The 5,752-nt window shown below is 61.5% G+C and carries 5 protein-coding genes; all 5 read right to left on the reverse strand.

Going from position 1 to position 5,752, the window contains the following annotated elements:
• Nucleotides 1-174: 174 nt before the first annotated feature.
• Complete coding sequence (locus BV034_RS12425) at nucleotides 175-912, reverse strand: response regulator transcription factor (RefSeq protein WP_050027336.1); 738 nt, start codon at nucleotides 910-912, stop codon at nucleotides 175-177.
• Nucleotides 913-949: 37 nt separating this feature from the next.
• Nucleotides 950-2,545, reverse strand: coding sequence for a HAMP domain-containing sensor histidine kinase (locus BV034_RS12430; protein WP_050027332.1), 1,596 nt, complete (start codon nucleotides 2,543-2,545; stop codon nucleotides 950-952).
• Nucleotides 2,546-2,557: 12 nt separating this feature from the next.
• Nucleotides 2,558-3,400 carry a hypothetical protein gene (locus BV034_RS12435; RefSeq protein ID WP_050027333.1) on the reverse strand — a complete coding sequence of 281 codons (843 nt, stop codon included), beginning with the start codon at nucleotides 3,398-3,400 and terminating at the stop codon, nucleotides 2,558-2,560.
• Between the two features lie 189 nt (nucleotides 3,401-3,589).
• The gene (locus BV034_RS12440; RefSeq protein WP_050027334.1) at nucleotides 3,590-4,270 is read right to left on the reverse strand and encodes a hypothetical protein; all 681 of its coding nucleotides are present in this window, start codon (nucleotides 4,268-4,270) and stop codon (nucleotides 3,590-3,592) included.
• Nucleotides 4,271-4,519: 249 nt separating this feature from the next.
• A complete protein-coding gene (locus BV034_RS12445; protein ID WP_050027335.1) occupies nucleotides 4,520-5,596 on the reverse strand; it encodes a hypothetical protein in 1,077 nt (358 codons plus the stop codon).
• Nucleotides 5,597-5,752: the final 156 nt, after the last annotated feature.

Below are 5,752 nucleotides of genomic sequence, written 5' to 3' on the forward strand. Positions count from 1 at the left end.
CTCCTGTACTCAAGAACAAGCTTCGAGGTGACTTGGTCGCGTAGTAAAGGAGGCGTGGTCTCCGGCCCCGCGGTCTGTGGGGTGGGCGGAGCGGGGAGGGGATCGAGGGACGTTTGGCGGGTGAGCCGGTCGGGACGACCGGACTACGCGTGGGGCGACCTGTTGTGCGAGAGCTCAGGTCTTGAGTCTCGAGTCTTGTGTCTTCTCGTCTTGAGTCTCCAGCGAGTCGCGGGCCGGTCGAAACCGGTAGCCAATGCCACGGACCGTTTCGATGATTTGCGGATTGGCCGGGTCGGCTTCCACCTTTTTGCGTAGGGTGACGATGTGCTGGTCGAGCGTGCGGGAATCCGGGAAATAATCCTGCCCCCAGCAGCGGTCGAGGAAGGTGTCTCGATGCACCGGGCGACCCTTTTCTTGATGGAGGAGGGTCAGGATGGCGGCTTCTCTGGGGGTGAGATCGATGGTCAGGCCGTCCCGGGAAGCCCGGAGTTCATCTGGCCAGACTTCAAGGTCGTGCATCTGGAAGGAGGTTGAGGAGCTCTGTCGTGCAGCGGCTGATCGACGCAGGGCGGCGCGGATGCGGGCCATGACTTCGCCACGGGTGAAGGGCTTCCGGATGAAATCGTCTGCGCCGAGTTCCAGGCCCACGATCACATCAATCTCCTCTTTCTTGGCGGAGAGGAAGAGGATGGGCACATCGGGATCCTGTCGGCGGATCTGGCGGCACACTTCATAGCCATCCACTTCAGGCATCATGATGTCCAGACACAGGAGCTGGGGCTGGTGGCGCCGCCAGAGATCCAGTGCCTCGCGTCCATGACGGGCTGCTACGGGATGATAGCCCTCCGCCAGGATGCAGGCGCACAAGGTGTCTCGCATGATGGCGTCGTCTTCGGCGATCAGGACGGTGATGGACATGAGAGCGGGGAAGGAAGGGGAGTTCGATGAGCTAAGCGGCGGCCTGGGCGGGAAGGGCAAGCGTGAATTCCGAGCCCTGGCCGGGCTGGTCCAGATGCAACGTGCCGCCCATCGTGTGGGCCAGTTCCCGGGCGATGGCCAGGCCCAGGCCTGTGCCACTGGTGCCTTCGCTGGTGTGGTGTGCGAGGCGCTCAAAGGGCTGGAAAACGCGTTCGGCCGCAGCGGGCGAGATGCCGGGACCATGATCCCGGACGGTCACTCTGAGGGTGTCAGATTCCCAGTGGGTGGAAATTTCCACGAACTCGCCATCGGAGGCGTACTTTTCCACATTGGAGATGAGATTGGCCATGATCTGGACAAAGGCGTCGGCATCCAGCAGCACCGGACAGGAGGCACTGTACGCAGCCTGTACCGTCAGACCCGCCCGGGTCAGGGCCGGGGCAAACTGGTCAAGGACGCCACGGACGAGGTCGTCCGGGACTGCGGGCGTGGGGTGGTACGGCAGCATGCCCCGGCTGGCCTGGCTGAAGGTCAGCACATTGTCAGTGAGACGGGACAATCTTCGGGTCTCCTCCTCCACGAGATCAAGCCGGCGATCCGCCGCGGCGGGATCCCGTGAGAGGCATTCCCGGGCGAGGTCCAGATTCAGCAGCATGTTGGTCAGCGGGGTGGCCAGCTCGTGGGACACGCGGTTGACGAAGCTGACGCGTTGCGTGGCCAGTTGATACGCCCGTTTTTGACTGCGGGTGGCCATGACGCCCAGGAGGGCAAGGCTTGCCGCCATCACACCGGCACCGGCGAGGATGCCGCCGTCCAGATGGGTGCTCGGGGTGATGCGATCCCAAGCCATGACCTGCCAGTGTCCCCACCGTCCAGGGATGGGCGCGGCGATGTCCGGCATCTGGTCTTCGGCCTCTGCAAGTTCGGGAGGGGTGACCAGAGCTGTCTGCCAGGGTGACTCGATACGGAGGGTGGCTCCGTGGTTCATGAAATAGCGGAGCCGGGGCGCAAGCCACTTCCTCATGTAGGCCTCCGTGGAGTCCTTGATCGCCCTGACGCCCAGGGTGAAGGCGATGCCCATGTGGGGGCCCTTGTACTCCCAGTACACGGCTTCGCCCGAGCCTCGCACACCCTCCCAGCCCTGGCGGGGACTGTCGCCTGAAGTGGCGGTGAAAATTCGACTTCGGGCGAGATCGGTGACCGATCGCGCCATGGCCTGCACTCGCAACGGGCCGAGTGGCTGAACGTTGGACTCGGATGGGGCTGGCGGGGAGGCTGGAACCTCGTAGTGCAGTGCATGCTCCGGGAGGGGGCCGGTGAGCAGGCTGTAGAGCTTGATCCCTTCAATCTGCTGGCAGTGGCGGATCAGATCCTCAGTGGAGGTGAATCCTGTATCCCGGGCGATGTTGCTGAGGTGTTGAAGATAGAGGGCATCGAGCCGGTTGACTTCCATGCCGAGGTCCTCGATGAGTTTGCGCAGTTCCTGTCGATCCACAGGAACCCTCACCAGCACTTCTTTCCTGGCAATCCAGAAACCCGCCCCCAGGACCAGTGCGGCTGCGGTGAGCAGACCGGCCAAGGTGAGGGCGGGAGTGGCGGACGAGGGGATGGAGGTGAGCCTGTTCACCGCCAGGACAGCTTAGGGGGTCGCTTGTGAAAAGGCGACTACTTGGATGAGGAGGAGCACTTTTTTCGTCTCGTCGGTGGTGCCGTTGTCCTTGATGGGGCTGCTCATGCCGATCAGCGCAGTCTGGCCGGAGTGCAAGGTCACCGCAGTGGTGATTTTGTTGGTGATGAAGACGGGCTGCTCCGTGAGGGGAACCAACTGGTTGTTGATGTTGGCGCTGCCGTATTCCATTTTTCCGGCGTAGCGGACAAGCTCTGGTGCCATGTTGACATCGACCACCTGACCGTCCTCGCTGAGCACGGGTTCGATCTCCATCCGGGCACCGACCGGGCGCATCTCAAAGGCTTTGGGGTTGAGGGTGGTGGCTGGCTCCTGCACCAGGGAGAAGCGTGGGTCCTTGGACTGCACTCCGGAGATGTCCAGTGTGGAGGGGCCTTTTTCAGTATTTTCCTTGTACTCGGTCGGGTAGATGTGTTCCCGGACGGATTCAACGGCACACCGCTGACCGCTCCGGGTGGTGCAAGAGACCGTGTCCAGCACCTTGGCGGTGCCGTCCTGCTCGCTTTTGCGAATGGCGGCGATGAGTTCGGCGCTGTTGGGGGGAAGTCCCTTGCGGATGAGGGCGAGGGCGTCCTTGGTCTCCATCTCGATCCACTCAATGGTGGTGAAGAGCTGGTTCTGGGTGGGCGCCTGAGCAGGAGGGGCTTCGGGTTTCGTGGCGGCGGACGGAGCCTTCTTATAGGGATCGACGGCCTCCTGAGCCTGTGACAGTGCCGGGAGGGCGAGCAGCGCTCCCATGAAGGTCAGGGTGCGGAGGCAAGCAGGGAAGGGCGGGCGAGGGGTGTAGTATCTCATGAGGCCGAGTGTGCCACAAAGCCCGGGTCTCTGAGTCAATGCCGTGCAAAGCGATTGTAAAAAGCGTGTCAAAACCTGGAGGTCATAGCGTGGACGCCACGAAAAAGGGGATGTCGACTACCAGCTTCTTGCTGGACGCGACATCCCCGAGATGACTGCAAGGGTCTGTAGGTGGGTGTGGTGCCGGTGCTATTGCGCAGGCGTCTCGCCTTCTGCAGGGACGCTGCGGCCCCAGCTTACGAGGGCCAGGAGTTGGCCATCATCGACGACAATTTCTGCCCAACGACCTTCATCCCCGGCGCCGCGGAAGACATTGGAGTTCGCGCTGAAGGTGTGAACGTCGATGGATTGGGCCTGGGAAAGCTTCGCAATCACCTTCTGGCCTTCGGGGGTGGAGCTTTTGGATAGCTTGTAGGCGAAGTCATTCAACTGGCTGTCGGTTGCCACGGGATCCGTGGATACCTTCAACACGACGTGATAACTCTCGTGGTGATCTTTTTCCTGGTGCTCGTACCACCCGCCGACTACGGTCCAACCATCCGGCTTGTCTGGCAGGCGACTCTCCGCATCTTTCTTGGACAACCTGCCGCGCAAGGGAGTAGTCCCTGCCTTGTCATTGAAGGGGGGCGAACTGTTGATCGCTCCGTCCACGGCTGCCAGTGGGGCAAAGAGTGCGCCGCTGAAATTGGAAACCTGAAAGTACTGGTCTGAGATGGTCGGGTCCAGCAAGGAAGGGCCGACCGTCCAGGAACCGATCAGGACGCGGCCATCGTAAATCACGACGTGGCTGGTGGCGCGCAGGGCGACATAGGTGCCGGCATATAGCACGGCACCTGCCAGCAGAAGCTTGACAGGAGTGGGGAGATACATGGAAGGAGGGTTTTAGTGCGATGTTTTCACCGGGCAGGTGATGGCGCTTGATAAGTTGAACTCATGGTTATGTCAACTTTTGGGTTATTTCTGTATGCACGTTTTTGTCGTGCCTCCAACCGACAAAGGAAGGCAATGTCTAGTTGCGAGAATAACTTGTAAGAAGACGCCATTTGGCGAAAAAAACCCATGCAGGGCGCGGAGCCGGCTGCATGGGTTGCGGGAGTGGGCTGAATCGTGAGGTCCGGTCTATTTGCTGTTGAAGTACATGATGATGAACAGCACGATGAGGCCCAACAAGGTGACGAGGGCGACCTTGATCCAGCTGATCGGGTATTCGCCGGTGATCTTGCCGGTGGAGCCGTTCACGGTGACCTGGTAGCTTTTGGTACCATAGGTGTAAGCCAGAAGCCAGACGGGCAGCAGGATGTGCTTGAAGGTCTGGGCGGAGTAATCGGCTTGAACCTGGAGGTTACGCTGGGTGTCGCCGGGAACTTGGGAGGAGCACATGCCGCGCACGGCGGAGTCCATGCGGGCGCGGGAGGCCTGGGCGGCCCCGATGAGATCAATCTGGTACTGCTCCACCACCCAGCCGGAAAGGTAGCCCGGATCATAGGGCTTGATCTCCGTCGTGGTGGGGAAGGGCTCCAGCTGCAGGAGGAGTTTTTCATGAACCCCACGGGAGGCCGGGACAAGTGTATCGTCGAAGAAGTGCTCCAGCGCACCGCTGGCGTGCTCCCAGCGGACCCGGCGTTCTGATTCCCCCTTGGAGTTGCGCACGTAGTAGTAGAAGCCCGCTTCTGCCTCCCACTGGGCGGCGACCTGGGCGTCAAAAGTCCAGTAGGGGAGGTAAACTCCATGAACCGTGTCTGTCATGGCCTTGCCCTTCAAGTTGTTGGGGGCGAACCAATGGCTGCCATACCATTGGCGGATTTGTTCCCGCACCGCAGATTCGGCTACGTTAAAGGGAAGCAGGCCCGAGGGGCGGATGGGGGCCTTGATGTCATCCACCGCCATGAGGGCGGGGGACCCGCAGAAATCGCAGCGCTGGGCGACGCGTTTCTCTTCGAAGACGGAGATGGCGTTGCAGCTCTGGCAACGCACCGTTTTGCGCTCGGCGGCCCAACCACGGTCCTCATCGGACAGGTTGCGAAGGGACTCGATGAGATCACTCTCCGCGACGAGGCTGCCATCGGCCTTGATTTCAGCCGGGGATTCGGTGCCACAGTACGGGCAGATGAGTGCCTTTTTGGCGGGGTTCCACACCGCCTCGGCACCACAGGCCGGGCAGGAGAACTTGTTGATGGCGGTGAGATCTGAAGACATGGGAGTCAGGTCGCTGGAGGCCGGGCATCAAAGAACTGCCCGGCTGCGTGCAAGATGAGCGCAGCAGGCGGTCCAAGGAGCGGGCAAACCCAGTCGCACCGTTGAGGCTGGATCCTAGTGTTTCAGAAAGTCATCCAGCGCGGCGCGGGTGATGCG

It is taken from the genome of Verrucomicrobium sp. BvORR034, from assembly GCF_000739635.1.
Classification (GTDB): domain Bacteria; phylum Verrucomicrobiota; class Verrucomicrobiia; order Verrucomicrobiales; family Verrucomicrobiaceae; genus Verrucomicrobium.